We start from the raw sequence: 17,964 nt of genomic DNA on the forward strand, positions 1-17,964 counted from the left end.
GTCCGGTCAATGGCGTTTCTGGTCTTTAAGATTTGCAACGGCTTCCTCTAGCTGAGGATAGGTGTATTTGAACCCGGATGAAATGGCAGCTTGGGGAACGACTTGCTGTCCTTCTAGTAACAGAAGGGACATTTCTCCTAGTATAGCCCGGAGTACAAAGGCGGGCAGTGGGAGCCAGAAAGGCCGATGATGGACACGGCCGATCGTGTGGCCGAACTGTTCATTCGTCATCGGATTTGGGCTGACTGCATTGACCGGGCCTGAGATTTCAGGATGTGCTATGCAGAAATCGATAAGTGAGACCAGGTCTCCGATATGAATCCAGGGAACCCATTGCTTGCCTGTGCCGATTCGACCGCCGACTCCAAGCAGGAAAGGAAGGCGCATCAGAGGATAGGCGCCACCTTGGTTGCCAAGCACCACACCTGTCCGCAGTAGAACAAGGCGAGTCGCTGTCTGAATGCTCTGCTGGGCTGTCTTTTCCCATGCGGCCGTAACTTCAGAGAGAAAATCGGGATGAACGCATGAGGAATGCTCCGTGAATTCCTGCGTGAGGGAAGTGCCATAGATGCCCACCGCTGAACCTTGAACGATCACCTTCGGTCCCTCATTTCCCAGCACACTTAGCCATCGACCCAGAGCTTGTGTTGTACTCAATCGCGAGTCTATAATGGCCTGCTTCCCTTTTCGTGTCCAACGCTGGTTAATCGTGGCTCCCGCCAGATTAACGATTCCCTCCGCTCCACGAAGGAGGAGAGGATTCTGCTCAATATCGTGCCACGTGTAATAGAGTAATGGTTTCTGCACATCCGTCAGGGCGCGATCTCCTAGCTTCGATTTACGAGTAATAATCACCACCTCATGCCCTTGCTCCAGCCAGAAGCGGGTCAGGGCACTGCCGATAAATCCGCTTCCCCCAAGAATGACATATTTCATCCCAATTCCCTCCTTTTAATTGTACAGAAAGGGGAAGTTTATCAGTGTCGCCGATCTCTAACGAAACACCATATCGTTATTGGCTCAAAAACAACGGTAAAAAATTTTTAACGAAACGCCACATCGTTATTTATACTAAATTTGGGTCTAAACATGCTTTTTTTGCGAAATAGCGATCTCCAGTATCGTTAAAATTTCCAGAAGCCCTTTTTGGTGTGAATAGCGTTTCCCAGTTTCGTAAGAGTTCGTAAGTGTGCTGGGTGGAGCTTCTAATTGCATAATGTACAGCTAAAACAGCACAAATAGGTAAAGACTCTGTTCCAGTTGCAGAACATACACTTAATAACCGCAGATGCTATGCACGTCTGGGGCATTCAGAAGGTGACAACACACCAATACCTGAACGCCATTGTATTGTTCGCTTCTGCGATAGCAATGGCTCGTCAATCTAAGAAAGCTACCGCTTAATTTTTGTAATTTACCAGAAAACTCCGTAAGTCTGCTCATTCTCCCCTTTAAGCCAACAAAACTGAAAAATCTGCATTATTCATACGGGCCTCCGGTCGGATACGAGTCTTTCAAACTTCATTTTTGTATAAGTTATATAAAATTATAAGTATAAAAAATAAAGTCTAAAGAACTATATTGAACGCGTCACAAGGGTTATTTTTTACTATTAATTTTATAAACTTCATTGTTGAAATGAGATAAATAGACTATAATCAACAATCGACGAAAAAATCAAATTTTTTTGGGTGATAAACACCTGACAACAGAAAAGGCACACCCGTTGAAAAGCGGGGTCGCAAAGCTATAGGGGCTACTATGTTTTTCCAATAAAACATTATGCCAGCCAGTTGCCGAAATATAGAGGATCATCCTCCTGTTTCGGGAGGATTTTTTTGTGCTGCAATCTGGTTTGGAAATACAAATGTTTTGCACTAAAAGAGGGGATGAACTATGTTAAATTAATTCCATATCGCTATATTATAACCAGTAGATACCGTCTATTTCCCGAAATTCGATGCAAAAATAATTTAAACGAGGTGCTTTAACGTTGAAATGGTTTTATAATTTAAAAACAAATGTGAAATTAATCACAATCTTTATGGTTATGGCGATTATTCTAACGTTTGTCGGCTTGTTCGGATTGTCCAATATTGGAAAAATGGACTCTAAATTGAGCGAAATGTATGATTACCGACTTGTGCCTGTGGACCAAATTACGGATGTGCAAATTTTGTATCAGAGAATGAGTGTTACCATTTTTGTTATGGCTACTTCCGATGCAAATGAGGAAAAAATGGCTTATTCCGAAACGATAGAAGAATTTAAACAAGAAATCAATTCTAAAATTTCCGCTTATCACAATCGAGCCTTTAGTCAAGAGCATGAAGATATATTTAACAAATTCACACCTGCCTGGCAAGCCTACAACGGAGTGGCCGAAGATGCAGTACAACTCATTTTGGACGACAAGGATGCGGAATTTCAAGCTTTCGTGCGGAGCGAATATAAAAAAGTGGGCGATGAATTAAACGCTGTTTTGAACGAATTAGTTACATACAACCTCAAGACTGCGGAGCAAGCTAATTTGGAAGGAGACACTATGTACGCTTCCTTCCGCACGATCACGATTTCGGTCATCATTGTAGCGTCGCTGCTCAGTATCGCTTTAGGTTACTTTATATCGCAAATTATTGCCCGTCCGTTAAATCGGGTGATCCGATTGGTAGCGAAAGTAGCTGACGGTGACTTAACTGAAACGGCGGATATTGATACGAAAGACGAAATAGGACAATTGGCCGGATCTATTAACAACATGGTGCTCCGTTTAAGGGAGACTGTCGGGGGCATTCTGGTTTCGGCTGAAAACGTCTCCGCCGCAGCACAGCAAATATCGGCCAGCACCGAAGAAATTGCCAGTAGCAGTACCAGCGAAGCCCATGCCGCTCAAACGATGAACGAATTATTTAGAGAATTGTCCGCGGCCATTATTTCGGTAGCCGAAAGCGCGGAACAAGCGTCGGAGTTATCCAATCAAACGTTGAGCATTGCGGAAGAGGGCGGGGAGGTCGTTCGCTCCTCCATAGACGGCATGAACCATATCGACCAGCAGATGTCCCGGTTGGAAGACGATTCGAATAAAATTGGGAAAATTATTGAAGTGATTGACGACATATCCGATCAAACGAATCTGTTAGCCTTAAACGCGGCGATTGAGGCGGCCCGGGCTGGAGATCAAGGCCGTGGATTTGCGGTAGTGGCCGACGAAGTACGGAAGCTGGCCGAACGAAGCAGCGAAGCGACCAAGCAAATTACAGTCATTATCAAAGGGATGCAGGAAAATACTCATCAAAGCGTGCTAGCGGTGGGCGAAGGTGTCGTTTCGTCGCAAAATATGGGGGAATCGTTCAAGAACATTATTGCAATGGTAAATGAATCCGCCCATAAAATCGGGGAAATTGCCGCTGCAAGCGAGGAACAGGCCGCCCAGTCTTCCGAAGTGTTGAGTTCGATCGAAGGCATTTCCGCTGCGACACAAGAATCGTCGGCAAGCAGTGAGGAAACGGCATCAACAGCTCTATCGCTTGCGCAATTGGCTGAGGGATTGAATAAAGCCGTCGAGTCTTTCAAAATCAAATAGCAAACAGGTGAATTCGATGACAACAACTCTGCAAACTCAATACATCGAGATTGAAATTGAAAACGAAAGGTATGCGCTGAACATATGTGATATTCATGAAATTATAAAAATGCAAGACATTACCGAAATTCCGACCAGCAAATCTTATGTGATCGGCGTCATTAACTTGCGCGGTAAAATCGTTCCCGTCGTCAGTTTGCGTAATCGATTCGGTTTGCCTGAGGCCTCCTATTCAAAGTCCACTCGCATCGTTGTCGTGAATTATGCGAATGAAATGATAGGCATTGTGGTCGATCGGGTGAATCGAGTGGCGACTTTCGCGAATATGCAGCCTCCTTCAGAGCGAATCGGCGATCTTCAAGACACTTATTTTGCGGGGATCGGCTTTACGGAAACCGGTTTGGTTGGAGTGTTGAAACTGGAACATGTTTTGCACGAATAGAGGGTGAGATCAATGGATTCATCATATAAATCCGAATTAATAGGTGTGTTTTTCGCCGAGGTTGAAGACCAACTGCAAACGATGGAACAAGAAATATTGAAGTTCGAACAAGACCGCGAGTCGGAAGAAACGATTCAAAGCCTCTTTCGGGCGGCTCATACGTTGAAAGGATCCTCATCTACTTTATTGGAAAGACGGATTTCATTTCGGGAGCTAGCATTTTAGGAGACGGCCAGGTGGCCTTAATCCTTGAGTTGACGGGAATCGGACGAATGGCCGGTTGCCTGTAAACAATAGAAATGAAAGAACAGTCGTTTCCGGATAAGACCAAGGCGGCTGTTTTTTCATTTTTCTTAGTTCTAAGGCTAACGTCTGTGGTGTATGTGTTGAGTCGAGCAAACTTTTTATGTATCGAGTAGTAGAAAGTAAGTTTTAGGTGAAAATATTCCTCTTGAATAGTCGAAATTGTACACGTTTTTAATTGTATCAAGATTAATATGTAATATGAGCTGTATAAAACGCTTGATTAACTATTAACTATAGAGGGAAGGAGTTTCAATTTATGAAGAAGTCAAGTTGTATAAGTGTGCTGTTAGTTTTTTTTCTCATGTTGAATGCGCTTTCAATTCCGGTGTATGCATCGGAGGAAGGGTTTGCTGCAGAAGCTGATTTGATGGAGGGAAAGAAAGCACCTGTTTTGTATTTGCCGCTGGATGGAAACTTGAATAACGAAGGAATAGGCATCATTGAGCCGTTTGCTAATACTCATTTTAAGGGGTATGTGTACGGTGCAAAAGGACAAGCTATCGAAATCGACAATCATAAAAGCAGAAGTCAGTCTGCCGGATATATCGATTTGGGGAACAGCGCTGATCTGAAGTTTGGCAGTGATACTGATTTTACCATTGCGTTTTGGCTTCAAATGCCCGATTACAATGTGGAAGGCTGGCCTGTCATCATCGGTAATAAAAAAGGAAAAAAAGAGACCGGCTGGCAGTTAACATCCGATAAGGATAAAATGCTCCGCTGGCAAATGACAGTCGGTAATAATGAATGGGAAGAAATTAAGTTTTATCCATTCACGGATGATCAGTGGCATCATATTACGATCGTAAATGAGCGCAACAGTCAAACTACTTTTTATGTAGATGGACAATTAGTTGCGGATAAGACGCAGGATACTTCTGGTGCAACAGGAACGGTTGATACCAGCTATTCTCCTAAAATCGGAGTAATGGGCGATGGTACTCTAGCTAATAAAACAGTTGATGTATTACATATATTTATGGATGAGCTTCATATTTATCGTTCTGTACTATCAGAAGAGGACATTTTGGATTTGGTAGGAGACGGACCACAGCAGCCGGAGAATCCAGAGCAGCCTATTGATCCGGAGAAGCTGGCGGCTTTTGAAAGTATGCGTCAAAAATGGACAAATTACTTGATTGGCGGGACAAGCTATAATCCGGCTGATCCGGATATTGCTAAGTCGATAGCGTCTATTACTGCTGCAGCAACAGATTTTTGGACGACAATGGATAAGAACAGTGAGCGGACGGAATTATGGAGTGATAAGCCTGCATCATCTGTAAATGGTTACGCTGTAGCCGACTCTTATAAGCGTCTAAGAGATATGGCAACGGCATACTCGATCAAAGGCTCTGCCTTGTACCAAGATGAAGTGCTGAAAAAAGATATTATAGATGGGCTCGACTGGCTTAATAGTAAATGGTACAACGAATCCAAGTCCATCGTTGGCAACTGGTTTGAATGGGAAATAGGTATTCCATTAGCACTTGGAGATACAATGGCGCTTATGTACAATGATTTGAGCGAGCAGCAAATAAAAAAATATGTTCAAGCAATCGATCGATTTGTTCCCGATCCCACTAAGCGAACTGTCCAGCCTTCAGTGACTGAAACAGGCGCTAACCGGATGGATAAGGCATTGATTACAATATTACGAGGTATTCATGATCATAACGAGGACAAAATTAAAGAGGGCAGAAGCGCAATTAGCCAAGTGTTTCCTTATGTGACTAGAGGTGACGGCTTCTATCTTGATGGTTCCTTTATTCAGCATAACAATATAGCATATACAGGAAGCTACGGAGCTGTATTGCTGGGCGATATGATGAAAGTGATGACACTTTTGGATCATTCTCCGTGGCCTATAGAAGACGCAAATCAAAACCATGTATTTGATTGGGTTACAAATTCTTTTGAACCGGTAACGTATAGAAAATTGATGATGGATATGGTTTTTGGACGTTCTGTTGCTAGAGGTAATCGTCAGTTAGTGCCGTGGAGTCATATTTTGCGATTGGCTGAATTTGCACCTTCTAAAGAACAATCAGACAATTTTAAAGCAATGGTAAAGCATTGGTTTGAGGCTGATTCAGAAGTGCCTAACTATTACGATGGTTTGCGGGTTGCAGATGTGATTTTATTGAAAACGCTTATGGAGGACACTAGCATATCCAGCAAGGATGATTTGACCTTGCATAAGCAGTTGTCAGCAATGGATCGAATCGTTCATCATCGTCCTGGATATGCATATGGAATCAGCATGTCTTCAGCACGTATCTCTAATTACGAGAAAGGAACAGAGAATCATAAAGGCTGGTATACAGGAGATGGAATGACTTATTTGTACAATAATGACTTGAATCAATTCCATGATGCTTTCTGGCCAACAGTGAATGCCTATCGTTTGCCGGGAGTTACATCTGATGGTGCCATCCGAAATGCTGCCAAAACAACAGGAAAAACATGGGTTGGCGGATCGGTTATAGACAATTTGTATGGTGCGGCAGGTATGGATTTAAACCCGAACAATAGCACGCTCACAGGTAAAAAATCATGGTTTATGTTTAATGACGAGATTGTGGCACTGGGAGCAGGGATTGCAAGCGAGGATGATCGCTTTATTGAAACAATTGCTGAAAACCGTAAACTTAATGAAGACGGCACAAACCGTTTTATTGTAAATGGCGAAGTGATGCCAGAAGCTACGGACTGGAATAAGAAAGCCGAGCAAGTTCAATGGGCTCACTTGGAAGGAAATGTTCCTGGCTCCGATATAGGTTATTATTTCCCGGGAGGAGCAAGCCTGGATCTGTTACGCGAATCGCGTATCGGCTCCTGGAGCGAGATAGATAACAATGGGTCTAGCGATGTGCTGCAAAGAAATTATTTGAGTATAGCTTTTAATCATGGCAAAAAGCCGCAAGATGCTTCCTATGCCTATGTGCTATTGCCAAATCAAGATGCAGCAGCTACAAAAACATATGCAGAAGACCCAGCTGTTGAAGTGATTAGCAATACTGCTGATGTACAAGCTGTAAAACATGCGGGACTGAACTTAACAGGCATTAATTTCTGGAATCCAGGTAAGCTTGAGTCTGTTGAGGTACAGCAACCTGCCTCGATTATGATGAAGCAAGTGGGAGATCAATTGCAAATTGCAGTATCCGACCCAACTCAAACTCAATCTAAGCTAAGAGTTGCAATTGGCTATGAAGGTTTGGAGAACTTGCAGTTGGATGAAAGCGTGAAGGTTGTGCAAATGTCTCCATTTATCATTATTGAAGTGAATACGAACGGATCAAAAGGGGCTAGTCATTTCGCTAGTTTCAAAATCGATCCTAGTGCAGTGGGTACAGATATGAGTGAGCATAAGCCTGATCCAGAGGCAATTACAACAGTGATCGTTAGTGAGGACAGCTTTATTGAAGGAGGAACTAAGGCCGGCAATGTAAACGGAGTAGATAAAAACTACCTCGGTATTACAAATGGCAGTGCAGAAGCGGACAGAAAAGCATTTTTGAAATTCGATCTATCCGATTTTGAAGGGGAAATTGCAAAAGCGACCTTGCATGTGTACGGCAAAACAAATTCTGGCGGCCAAACGGTGTCTGATATTGCTGTTTTTGAAGTAGCTGATGATAGCTGGAGCGAGCTTGAGCTTAACTATAACAATGCCCCTGCAATTGGCAAACAAATCGATTTAATTACATTTTCGGGTCCCGAAGCATGGAGACAGTTCGACGTTACGCCATTTGTACATCAAAAGCTGGCAGATAATCAAATCGTGAGTGTCGAACTTAAACAAGTCAATTACAATCTGTATTCTGATATTAGAAGCAGAAAAAATGAAGGCGGCATATATGCAGCAAGACTAGAACTGTGGCATAAAGATACAGTTGCGCCTGTTACTAAAATGTATGTAAACGGTTCCGAAAATCTAAACCAATCCTACGCAGATGCTGTCGTGCTTCGATTCGAAGCAACGGATAGTGCAGACAATGGCTCTATTGGTTGGGGAGTAAATAAAACAGAGTACCGCATTAACGGCGGACTTTGGATAACGGTGGATAATACAGCAAGTGTGACACTGGAAAACGCTGGATTGTACACAATAGAATATCGTTCAGTAGATAAAGCAGGAAATAAAGAGAAGATCAACAAAGTGGAGCTTCTCATTGGAAAGGTTGAGTCTGTAAACATAACGCCTAACGATGTGGATGGTTTAATTGGAACTTCACTAGCATTTAAAGCGGAGGTTAGAGGTACTGCACCTGATACAGTTACTTGGGATGTGTATGGAAATTCAAGTGACAATACTACAATTAGTGACGGAGTACTAACCATTGCTGCCGACGAAAAAGTTGATGGCGTACTGACAGTTACAGCAACTTCAACGATAAATACAACAAAATCAGGAACAGCACAAGTGTTAGTAGTAAGTGAACTTGTTCCAAAAATAATTAGTGTTGTAATTCCTGACCAAGTTGACTCCGTTAAAGCGGGTACGAATCAGCAATTTACTGCAAATGTTGCAGTGAAAAATAATGCGGACACGTCAGTTACTTGGGAAGTTGAAGGTGCTACAAACGTGGGTACTATCGTTAACAATGGTTTGTTGATGGTGAACGAAGATGAAACAGCGGATCAACTTACAATTAAAGCAACATCTGTAGTTGACCCGACAAAATTTGCTGCTAAAACAATTATAGTCGAAAAAGATATGGATAAACCTTGCACTATTACAATTGATGCTATGATTAATGGTTCAGTAACAGCAGATCTATCGACAGCAAAAGCAGGTGAAACTGTGACATTGACAGTAACCCCTGATGCAGGATATCAGCTAAAACCAGGTTCTTTGAAAGTAAATGGCGATGTGATCTTCGGAGATACATTTACAATGCCAGCTCAAGATGTAACAATCACTGCTGAATTTGAGATGATTACTGCAAGGAAACTCGTAAGTATCGATGCACCAGCAGCAATAACTGGATTGCCTAACGGAACCGCAAAGACAGCAGATGCACTTAAACTGCCAAGTAGTGTAACATTGGTTACGTATACAGATGATATGCTTACAACTACAGATGATATACTTGCAAATGTCACTTGGGACGTTGATGCAGCAGATTATGACCCTACATCAAAGTGGGATCAAGTATTTACAGTAGAGGGATCAGTAACCCTACCTGAAGGGGTACTAAACACCAATAGTATCTCATTGACCACAAGTATTGAAGTGACAGTAGACGCAGAAGTTAAATACGCCGTTGATGTAGAAAAAGGTACAGGCAGCGGGAATTATCCTGAAGGAGCCACGGTTACAATAATGGCTGATTCAGCACCAGTAGGCCAAGTATTTGACAGATGGATTACTGAAAACAGTAATGTTGTATTTAAAAATGAAAATGAAAGTACAACCACATTTGAAATGCCAAGTGAAGCAGTTACAGTAACAGCACTGTATAAGGACGATACACCAGAAACAACTCCACCAACATGGTCAGAGAATGCAAAATTAATTGCTTCAAGTGTTGGTAGAACGAGTCTTGTGCTTTCATGGACAACAGCAACGGATGATACGGGTGTAACAAGCTATAAGATTTATAAAAATGGTATCGAATTAACTCAATTATCAGGCGATAAAACTAGCTATACAGTCAGTGGCCTTTTATCTAACACGACGTATACCTTTAAGGTTGAAGCAAGCAATGCAGCTGGAAAATGGAGTTATGATGGTCCGAGTGTAACTGTGAAGACTGAAGCTAACTCTTCGGGTGGTGGTTCGGTGACATCACCGGATCCAAAACCAACAGAACCAACAACACCAACAAAACCAACAGAACCAACAGCACCAACAGATCCGACAAATCCGACAAATCCAGTGAAACCTACTGAGCCTGAAACACCTAAGGTAGATTTGTCTGATATTGCAGATCATTGGGCCAAGGATTCCATTGAAAAATCAGTTGAACTTGGTATTGTAAATGGTTATGAGGATGGAAGTTTCAAACCGAATGGAAATGTAACACGTGGCGAGATTTCAACCATGCTAGCAAGAGCTTTGAAATTGGAACTTAACAATACAGAGTTTGTTTTTGAAGACCAAGACAAAACTCCAGTATGGGCACTGCCATCCATTAATGCCCTTGCTAAAGCAGGTTATATTTCAGGATATGAAGATGGTTCATTCCGTGCGAATAACGAAGTCACACGAACTGAATTAGTCGTCATGATTGTACGTGTGCTTGGTCTTGAAGTAAATCCAAAGGCAACTTTGACGTTTAAGGATGCAGATCAAGTGCCAGTATGGGCAATGCCTTATGTTGCAGCTGCAGAAGAAGCAGGTCTGATTAAAGGAAATGGGAATGGTAAATTTAATCCTAATGCTTCTGCAACTAGAGCTGAAGCAGTCACTTTAATTCTCGGCATGTTAAATAATTTGAAATAAGTCTCGATAAAAAAGATTTGTTAGATTGTTAGTTTAGAAATTTTGATACGCTCCCATCATAGTAGACAGTGGAAAAAACAAACTTCTGCTTCTACAATGATGGGAGTTTTTATGATTTCCCAAAGGAGTCCAATTTCTTTAGAAATAAAGTTATATGTCGTAGAACGATGCCTTCAGAATGAAGCAAACCCAGGTTATGAGCGAAACGGCTGGGGATAGCCGATACTACGGTTACAGATTGGGTAAGGAAGTATCAAGCAGACAGTCGTGAAGGATTCAAGGAATCCAGAGGATGGAACGCAGTGCAGAGTATTTTATCACCGTATCTCCCTTTTATTAAAAATGAAGACAGCATCCCGGTAAGCCAGCTTGGCGCAAAGCGAGGGAGTGCTGCCATCTATAAGTGTAAATAAGTTTATTTATTCATTAAATGCCGGTAGGGCTTGTAATCGATCTGGTTCTTCTCCAGGAAGGTGACCAGAAATTTATTATCTCTCTTCGGGGTCGCTGAGATATAGCCTTTGATACAGTGCTCCTGTGTAACCGCATCAGCGTTCTCTTCCAGGGCGATTCTGCCGATCTCCGCAGCGATGGAATGCCTAGCGATGTCGCGGAACGGGCCTGGAACCGGTTGAACCAGCATATCCAGGAAGGTCTTGGTCTCATCAGTCCACAGATGGCGGCTCGTCTCTACCCAGTGATTCTGCCAATCCAGCTTGGACTTGCCATCCGCCTTAGGCAGTACCTTCAGGAACTTGCGGAACATGAAAAATCCGCCGATGAACATCATGCCGAGCAGAACGAATCCCCATAGGGCGATAGAATTCATGAACCAGCGATTAGGCTGATCCGCTGCCAGGAATTGAAACGATGTATGTATCATTAGAATGATCACCTCATTTTTCAATCTATTCTTTGATTTAACATATGATTGCAGAATGGGAAATTTATCAGTGTCGCCGATCTCTAAAGAAACACCATATCGTTATTGGCTCAAAAACAACGGTAAAAAAATTTAACGAAACACCATATCGTTATTTATACTAAATTCGGGTCTAAAGCTGCTTTTTTTGCGAAATAGCGATCCCCAGTTTCGTTAAAATTTCCGGAAGCCCTTTTTGGTGTGAATAGCGTTATCCAGTTTCGTTAGAGTTCGTAACTCTGCTGCAAAGACTGGTTTTGTAGAATAGGGATCCAATATAAACGGCTTCGATATGATGAAATTAATAAATTCCGTTGGGAAATGGTCGATTTTGTTACCAATCTATATCCGTCTTGACATGAAGTATAACTTATTTTCCATTTTTTTTCGAGAGTGAGTTCTTTTTTGCAATTAGAGACCGCCGACAGTGGCAGCACTGCGGATGCCGATATCGCGCAGATATACTGAGCCTTGGTCGGTCTTGTCGAAAATAAAGCCGATTCGGCTGAGTTGTTCCGGCTGGAAAGCCGGATTTACTTGTTTGAAATCGGCCAACCGGAAGGCAAAGTTTTGGAACACGGGCTCCCGAGTTGGCAGCAGCGACGTAAACGGCCATTTCAGGATGTCGCCTTGGAGCATCGGTAGCAAGCTGGCGTTGCTGCTTAACGGCATAGCAGCAATGTTGCCGCTCTTATCAGCAACCTGCACGGTCAAATCGATAAGCGCTTCCTGCGTATCCGTCTTTTTCCTATCGTCGCGGTCAGCCATAGAGAAGACAATAGAGCTTCCCGGCTCTGCGGCAATCCCGGTGTCAGGCAGAATCACCGTATAACTAGGGATATCATTAGACTCTCTGCGATCCCAACCAAGTTGAACCGCGCTGTACAGGTCTGTGCCATATTTCATCATGACTTTTTCTTCTTTCCATTCCTTTAGTGCCTTTCCAATCAGGCGTCCGCCTTCGATTGTCGTCGTGGATAGATCGATATCCTCATCAAAGCTGCTGATCAGCGTGGTGTTGGCATCCCAATAGTTGCTGATATACATCGTGTCCGGGAGCCATTCCTTGGCATAACCAAGGTCTTTAAATACATGGCGATACTGCTCTTGTCCCTGCAGCGTGGCTTCCAGAAAGGAAGAGATGAGTACTTTAGCTGCCTGCAATTGATCCTCCTGAGAGAGAAGCTGGGCGGTATTATAGAACTTGCTGCCAAAACCGATAGTGTCCGCTCTGCCCCATGTGGTATTAAACTGTCCATGATTCGCTCCATAAACATAAACAGACGCCTTGAAGTGAGGCACATTATCGGAAAAGCCGATTCGGCTGTATTGGCTTGCGCCGGCAAAGGAACTGACGTCCATATCATGCGAGCCTTGAATTGCCAGGTAGCTGACATCCCTCAAGGGGGTGGGCTGACCAGCGGGCTTGTGTTGGCCGTCGGTACCGGCAATGGAAATAATGGAGCGGATCCCAAAGTTATAATCGAATGGGATATCGCCGTGCTCGGGAGCTGACGGTAGCTTATTGTAGGCTGCTGCTACAGCTACTGCCTCGCCACCGCGGGAGTGGCCGATCAGCGATATTCGGCTCATATCCGCTTTGTTGAAGAACGGGTTGCCCTTCGTGCCGTTCCATTCCTCCCATACCTTCAGATGCTCCAGGATTAGCCAGCCGCGGGCTGGATTTTCATTTTTCAGTACCTTCAGCATGAACAGATCGTCATAGGGTGACGTATTCAGGAAATTCTCATCGAGCGAAACAAAAATATAGCCTTTGCTCGCCAGCAAGTTGCCTAAATAAGCATACCCTGGATCGGAATAATCGGTAGCTAGATGATTGCCATGTACAGCGATCACTAAGGGAAACGGTCCCTCGCCCTCGGGGTACCAGACCAGCCCGTTAAGCGCCATTTGATCTGGCCCGAATCCGAAGGTTTTTGTGCGGATCGAGGACCAGTTTTCCACAAATGCCGATCCGTCCACTTGCCTGGTTATCAATGAATCCTCGGCATTAAATTCCTTACGGTAGCTGTCCGCGCTTCCGTATGTCAGGGTTTTGACGGGATAAGAACCGGGTTCACTCGGGTTCGCCATGGCCGTGGGATAATGCTCGGCAGTCTTGATGGCTTGCAGGCGGTATGGCTTCGGCAAGTCGCTATTGCCGCTGTCAAACAGCCAGTAGCCGCCCAAGAGTATATAGGCAAATGCCACTCCCGCTGTTATGCCGGAGAGAATTTTGGATATCTTTTTTGCTTCGCGATATTTGCCGGTGAACCAGCGGTACATCAACATCCCCAGCAAGGAGAAGGCTACGATGATGGACAAAGCGGCGATAAACATCAACTGCACAGGGCCGATAAAACTGATAACCAGCAGGCAGAGTGAAGTAAGCACAAGCCAAATATAACGGGTGGGCATTTTCTTGACCCCATGAAGTAGCAGGGCGATGACTCCGGTCAGCAGGATGCTTGCAAGCAGGAACAAGATGATCCCAGCGAGGTAAGGGAGGGCTCCCCGTCCTCCAATCATGGTGTAACCTTGCACAAAATAGAGGCACAGGACTATAACCCCCAGCGCTAGCGATGCTCCTTTCCATCCGGGGGAAAGCGGTGCAGGACGTTTCAGGAAACGGGCGACACGTAATCTGAATCTGGACTTTTTCTTTTCTTGAATGACTGGATTTGCCATAGAAACTCCTCTTTCTTTTTGAACTATATGTGGTCTCCGAGATGTGGTCTTCAAGATGTTATGAGGTTAAGTATAAACTATCATTCTGTCTCTGCACTTGCATGATTCTTAAATTAACCTTAAAAGCAGGAGATTGGCCGGGAAGCACGAAAAATTACGTGCTGAGGGGGAATTTTGATGCGTAAAACGATCCTGCTTGTGGAGTATGATCCGGATATTGTAGAACTGCTCAAGCTTTTTTTAGAAAAAGATTACGACGTACTCGAAGCAAATAACGGCATAGAAGCCGCCGAGCAATTCTCGCGGCATTCGATAGATTTGGCGGTGATCGATATTATGATGCCGGAGCTCGACGGCTATCAGCTGCTGCGATGGATTCGCAAGCAATATAAGCTGCCGGTGCTAATTGTATCGGCGAAAAACCAAGAGATCGATAAGATCGCTGGCCTGGGCTTGGGCGCGGATGATTTTATCACGAAGCCGTTCAGCCCGCTGGAAGTAGTGGCGAGAGTACAAGCTCAGCTTCGGCGAAGCTATGAGTTCAATGAGCCTATCCCGGCCGGAACGGACGAAGAGGAAGCGCCGATCAAGATAGGTAACCTCTGCTTGGATCATGAAGCCTGCATGCTGGTCAAACGAGGCGAAGCCCTTCCGCTAAGCGCGATCGAATACAAGTTGCTGAAGCTGCTGATGAGCAAGCCAGGGCGTATTTATACCAAGAAGCAGATTTTTGAAAAGGTGTGGGAAGACGTTTATATGGCGGATGATAACACCATCATGGTGCAGATCAGCCGGCTCCGGGATAAAATTGAGGATTCGCCGCGGGAACCGGTATATATAAAAACGATACGTGGACTCGGCTATCGATTTGCCAGAGAGGAGGAACTGGATGAGACGTAAATCAAAATTGTTCGGCATGCTTGTCCGAAACTATATTTTCTTTTCACTGACGGTGGGTTTGACCGTATTCTTGCTGTTGGTCTGGTTTATTGTGCAAACAAACCAAGAGATATCATATTCGAGGCCTTCGTGCGAGGGGATGCGGCGAGAAAAAGCGATGGCGGTACGGGTCTTGGGCTGACGATTGCCAGGCATATTGCAGATAAACATGGTGGACGGCTGACGTTGGAGTCGAGCGCTGGGGAGGAACTCACCCGATTCGTATTAACGCTGCCGAAGAGGATGACATTGTAGCGATTATTTCTGTATTTCTCCGCTCGACTTTATTTATTTTGAAGATCAAGCTAAAATATAGGAAGTTTAGCGGTTTACTGTCTAAAAGGGGGAATTATTATGCTGAAAATAGGTTCACATGTATCTTTTTCGGATAAAGGTCTATTAAGCGCGACGGGGGAAGCTGTGTCCTATGGCTCAAGCTCGTTCATGATATATACCGGCGCTCCGCAGAATACGCGGCGCAAACCGATGGATGCGATGTATTTGCCGGAAGGTAAGGAAGCGATGGAGGAGGCCGGTATTGACGAAATTGTGGTGCATGCGCCTTATATCATTAATTTGGGCTCCTACAAGTCGAATACGTATCAGCTGGCGGTTGATTTTCTACAGGAGGAGATTCGCCGTACCCATGCGATCGGTGTGCGTAATATCGTGCTTCATCCGGGCGCTTTTACGGACAAGGATGCGGAATATGGCGTTGCGCGGATCGCTGAGGGCTTGAATGAAGTATTAAGCGGCACCGATGCAACCGAAGTAAACATCGCCCTGGAGACGATGGCGGGAAAAGGGACCGAGGTTGGACGCAGCTTCGAAGAAATCGCAGCGATTATCGATAAGGTCGAGCACAATGAGCGGCTAACGATCTGCCTCGATACTTGCCATATTCACGATGCGGGCTATGATATCATAAATGATCTCGATGGCGTGCTGCATAAATTCGATCAGACGATCGGTCTGGACCGGATCGCGGTCGTTCATATTAATGATAGCAAGAATCCGGTCGGCGCGGGGAAAGACCGTCACACTCCGCTGGGTACAGGCTGGATCGGCTTCGAAGCGATTGATAGAGTTGTGCATCATGAAGCGCTACAAGGACGTCCATTCATACTGGAGACGCCTTGGGTTGGTAAAGACGCCAAGACTCAGCGCCCGATGTATGAAGTGGAAATCGCTTTGCTGCGCGGAGAAGTAGAGCAGCGCTTCGGTATGGAATTTATCGCAGATGTAGCCGGACTGCATGACTTCTTCAGCAAGCAGGATATCCATTACCGCTCGTTCGTGCTGGACACTTGGAATCTGCTGAAGAACGATGCGAAAGCGAAGAAGGCGGACCCTCGCGAACCGCTGGAGCGTCTGTACGATATGGTGATCGCCGCGAATCTATTCCCGGAATATTCGGAGGAACAGATTAATCATCGCTTGATCGCCTGGCTCTCAGGAAGATATTAAGCTTCAGATCGTTATAATGAATAGACTTGGAATTTTAAATAGAGAGAAATGCTATAGATCATAAGCCCAGGGGGAATAGAGAAACCAATGGATAAGCACATGAAGATGAATGGACTAGTTAAGTCTTATGATACTAATCGGGCGCGTATGCTCATTTCTTGCCCGGATGGCCCGGGGATTGTGTCGACAGTATCCCGCTTTCTGTTTGAGCATGGAGCGAACATCGTTCAATCCGACCAATACACGATCGACCCGGAGGGCGGAATGTTCTTCATGCGGATTGAGTTCGATCTGGCTCAGCTTGAAGAACGTATAGACGGCTTGAAGCAGGATTTTGCCAAGATAGCGGGCAGATTCCAAATGGAATGGAATATATTTCAGCTCAGTCATAAGAAGAAGCTGGCCATCTTCGTCTCCAAGGAGGATCATTGCCTGGTCGAGCTGCTATGGCAGTGGCAGGCGGGCGATCTGGATGCCGAGATTTCCATGGTCGTCAGCAATCATCCGGATATGAAGGAATATGTCGAATCATTTGGAATTCCTTATTATCATATCCCTGTTACGCCGGAGACCAAGCGCGAAGCAGAGCAGAAGCAGCTGGAGGTTGTGAACGGGAAGGTGGACTTGATCGTGCTGGCCAGATATATGCAGATCTTGTCACCGGCCTTGATTCAGCCTTACCGCAACCGGATTATCAATATCCATCACTCCTTCCTCCCGGCCTTCGTAGGTGGCAAGCCCTATGCCCAAGCCTATGATCGCGGTGTAAAAATTATCGGCGCGACGGCCCACTATGTCACTGAGGAGCTGGACGGCGGTCCTATCATTGAACAGGACGTACAGCGTGTCAGCCACCGGGATGATGTAGCTGAACTGAAGCGGATCGGCCGGACAATCGAGCGAGTGGTGCTGGCCAGGGCTGTGAAGTGGCATATCGAGGACCGCATTCTGGTGCATCAGAACAAGACGGTCGTATTCAATTAATATAATCAGAAGCTCATTTATATATCATCGACAACCGTCTTAGCAAACCATCATTGACTTGCTAGACGGTTGTTTTGTTGAGGTGAGGCAGATAGTGTGTCAGCCTTTGTCCGCAAATCGCGAATCAAGTAACATTATGCCTGCTTGCCTCGTTATATGATTGAGCCAGAGGAACTTTC

11 protein-coding genes, 1 pseudogene and 1 riboswitch are annotated in these 17,964 nt (G+C 44.8%); of the genes and pseudogenes, 9 read left to right on the forward strand and 3 right to left on the reverse strand.

Translation table 11 applies throughout. The features are described 5' to 3' along the window. Window positions 1-6 precede the first annotated feature (6 nt). Window positions 7-936, reverse strand: a complete 930-nt coding sequence (locus BFJ94_RS00345) for a TIGR01777 family oxidoreductase (protein WP_120460126.1) — start codon at window positions 934-936, stop codon at window positions 7-9. Between the two features lie 342 nt (window positions 937-1,278). On the opposite strand from BFJ94_RS00345, the pseudogene BFJ94_RS26285 reads away from it, so the two are divergent. The 5 genes and pseudogenes from BFJ94_RS26285 to BFJ94_RS00370 all read left to right on the forward strand — a co-directional run. Then, window positions 1,279-1,404, forward strand: a pseudogene (locus BFJ94_RS26285) (transposase); the annotation flags it as partial. A gap of 302 nt (window positions 1,405-1,706) precedes the next feature. Continuing rightward, window positions 1,707-1,801, forward strand: a riboswitch (cyclic di-GMP riboswitch). A 192-nt stretch (window positions 1,802-1,993) separates the two neighbouring features. Then, window positions 1,994-3,583 carry a methyl-accepting chemotaxis protein gene (locus BFJ94_RS00355; protein ID WP_120460128.1) on the forward strand — a complete coding sequence of 530 codons (1,590 nt, stop codon included), beginning with the start codon at window positions 1,994-1,996 and terminating at the stop codon, window positions 3,581-3,583. 16 nt (window positions 3,584-3,599) lie between these two features. Next, on the forward strand, window positions 3,600-4,025 hold the full coding sequence (locus tag BFJ94_RS00360; RefSeq protein WP_120460131.1) for a chemotaxis protein CheW: 426 nt from the start codon (window positions 3,600-3,602) through the stop codon (window positions 4,023-4,025). A gap of 81 nt (window positions 4,026-4,106) precedes the next feature. After that, complete coding sequence (locus BFJ94_RS00365; RefSeq protein WP_240431930.1) at window positions 4,107-4,250, forward strand: Hpt domain-containing protein; 144 nt, start codon at window positions 4,107-4,109, stop codon at window positions 4,248-4,250. Between the two features lie 337 nt (window positions 4,251-4,587). Then, entirely contained in the window at window positions 4,588-10,785 is a 6,198-nt protein-coding gene (locus tag BFJ94_RS00370; RefSeq protein ID WP_120460135.1) for a polysaccharide lyase family 8 super-sandwich domain-containing protein, read from the forward strand. A gap of 415 nt (window positions 10,786-11,200) precedes the next feature. On the opposite strand, the gene BFJ94_RS00375 is transcribed toward BFJ94_RS00370, so the two are convergent. Then, on the reverse strand, window positions 11,201-11,668 hold the full coding sequence (locus BFJ94_RS00375; protein WP_120460137.1) for a DUF2621 domain-containing protein: 468 nt from the start codon (window positions 11,666-11,668) through the stop codon (window positions 11,201-11,203). 450 nt (window positions 11,669-12,118) lie between these two features. Further along, window positions 12,119-14,395 (reverse strand): MFS transporter, encoded by a 2,277-nt coding sequence (locus BFJ94_RS00380; RefSeq protein WP_120460139.1) that lies wholly within the window; start codon window positions 14,393-14,395, stop codon window positions 12,119-12,121. A 177-nt stretch (window positions 14,396-14,572) separates the two neighbouring features. Between BFJ94_RS00380 and BFJ94_RS00385 the strand changes: the two genes are divergently transcribed. The 4 genes from BFJ94_RS00385 to purU all read left to right on the forward strand — a co-directional run bounded on the left by BFJ94_RS00385 (window position 14,573) and on the right by purU (window position 17,785). After that, window positions 14,573-15,295 carry a response regulator transcription factor gene (locus BFJ94_RS00385; RefSeq protein WP_120460141.1) on the forward strand — a complete coding sequence of 241 codons (723 nt, stop codon included), beginning with the start codon at window positions 14,573-14,575 and terminating at the stop codon, window positions 15,293-15,295. A gap of 114 nt (window positions 15,296-15,409) precedes the next feature. Then, window positions 15,410-15,589 (forward strand): ATP-binding protein, encoded by a 180-nt coding sequence (locus tag BFJ94_RS00390; RefSeq protein ID WP_439116401.1) that lies wholly within the window; start codon window positions 15,410-15,412, stop codon window positions 15,587-15,589. A 99-nt stretch (window positions 15,590-15,688) separates the two neighbouring features. After that, a complete protein-coding gene (locus BFJ94_RS00395) occupies window positions 15,689-16,801 on the forward strand; it encodes a deoxyribonuclease IV (protein WP_120460144.1) in 1,113 nt (370 codons plus the stop codon). 87 nt (window positions 16,802-16,888) lie between these two features. Continuing rightward, window positions 16,889-17,785 (forward strand): formyltetrahydrofolate deformylase, encoded by an 897-nt coding sequence (gene purU / locus BFJ94_RS00400; RefSeq protein ID WP_120460146.1) that lies wholly within the window; start codon window positions 16,889-16,891, stop codon window positions 17,783-17,785. Window positions 17,786-17,964: the final 179 nt, after the last annotated feature.

It is taken from the genome of Paenibacillus aceti (assembly GCF_003614185.1).
GTDB lineage: Bacteria > Bacillota > Bacilli > Paenibacillales > Paenibacillaceae > Fontibacillus > Fontibacillus aceti.